Source organism: Massilia brevitalea (assembly GCF_030711405.1).
Taxonomy (GTDB): domain Bacteria; phylum Pseudomonadota; class Gammaproteobacteria; order Burkholderiales; family Burkholderiaceae_D; genus Telluria; species Telluria brevitalea.
Genome location: NZ_JAULSI010000112.1, coordinates 1 through 1,300 on the forward strand (window position 1 = coordinate 1; position 1,300 = coordinate 1,300).

1 rRNA gene is annotated in these 1,300 nt (G+C 52.1%); it reads left to right on the plus strand.

The annotated features are described in order from the left end of the window. Window positions 1-1,300: ribosomal RNA gene (locus QWL29_RS26495) — 23S ribosomal RNA — on the plus strand; the annotation flags it as partial.

Genomic DNA, 1,300 nt, shown 5'->3' on the forward strand with positions numbered 1-1,300 from the left:
GGGTTGCAATAAACTGGTGGCTGCGACTGTTTAATAAAAACACAGCACTCTGCAAACACGAAAGTGGACGTATAGGGTGTGACGCCTGCCCGGTGCTGGAAGATTAAATGATGGGGTGCAAGCTCTTGATTGAAGTCCCAGTAAACGGCGGCCGTAACTATAACGGTCCTAAGGTAGCGAAATTCCTTGTCGGGTAAGTTCCGACCTGCACGAATGGCGTAACGATGGCCACACTGTCTCCTCCCGAGACTCAGCGAAGTTGAAATGTTTGTGATGATGCAATCTACCCGCGGCTAGACGGAAAGACCCCATGAACCTTTACTGTAGCTTTGCATTGGACTTTGAACCAATCTGTGTAGGATAGGTGGGAGGCTTTGAAGCGGACACGCCAGTGTTCGTGGAGCCATCCTTGAAATACCACCCTGGTTTGTTTGAGGTTCTAACCTTGGTCCGTTATCCGGATCGGGGACAGTGCATGGTAGGCAGTTTGACTGGGGCGGTCTCCTCCTAAAGTGTAACGGAGGAGTTCGAAGGTACGCTAGGTACGGTCGGACATCGTGCTAATAGTGCAATGGCATAAGCGTGCTTAACTGCGANTAACCTTGGTCCGTTATCCGGATCGGGGACAGTGCATGGTAGGCAGTTTGACTGGGGCGGTCTCCTCCTAAAGTGTAACGGAGGAGTTCGAAGGTACGCTAGGTACGGTCGGACATCGTGCTAATAGTGCAATGGCATAAGCGTGCTTAACTGCGAGACCGACAAGTCGAGCAGGTACGAAAGTAGGACATAGTGATCCGGTGGTTCTGTATGGAAGGGCCATCGCTCAACGGATAAAAGGTACTCTGGGGATAACAGGCTGATTCCTCCCAAGAGTTCATATCGACGGGGGAGTTTGGCACCTCGATGTCGGCTCATCACATCCTGGGGCTGTAGCCGGTCCCAAGGGTATGGCTGTTCGCCATTTAAAGTGGTACGTGAGCTGGGTTTAAAACGTCGTGAGACAGTTTGGTCCCTATCTGCCGTGGGCGTTGGAAATTTGAAGGGGGCTGCTCCTAGTACGAGAGGACCGGAGTGGACGAACCTCTGGTGTACCGGTTGTCACGCCAGTGGCATTGCCGGGTAGCTAAGTTCGGAAGAGATAACCGCTGAAAGCATCTAAGCGGGAAACTTGCCTTGAGATGAGATTTCCCGGAGCCTTGAGCTCCTTGAAGGGTCGTTCGAGACCAGGACGTTGATAGGCTGGGTGTGGAAGTGCAGTAATGCATTAAGCTAACCAGTACTAATTGCCCGTACGGCTTGT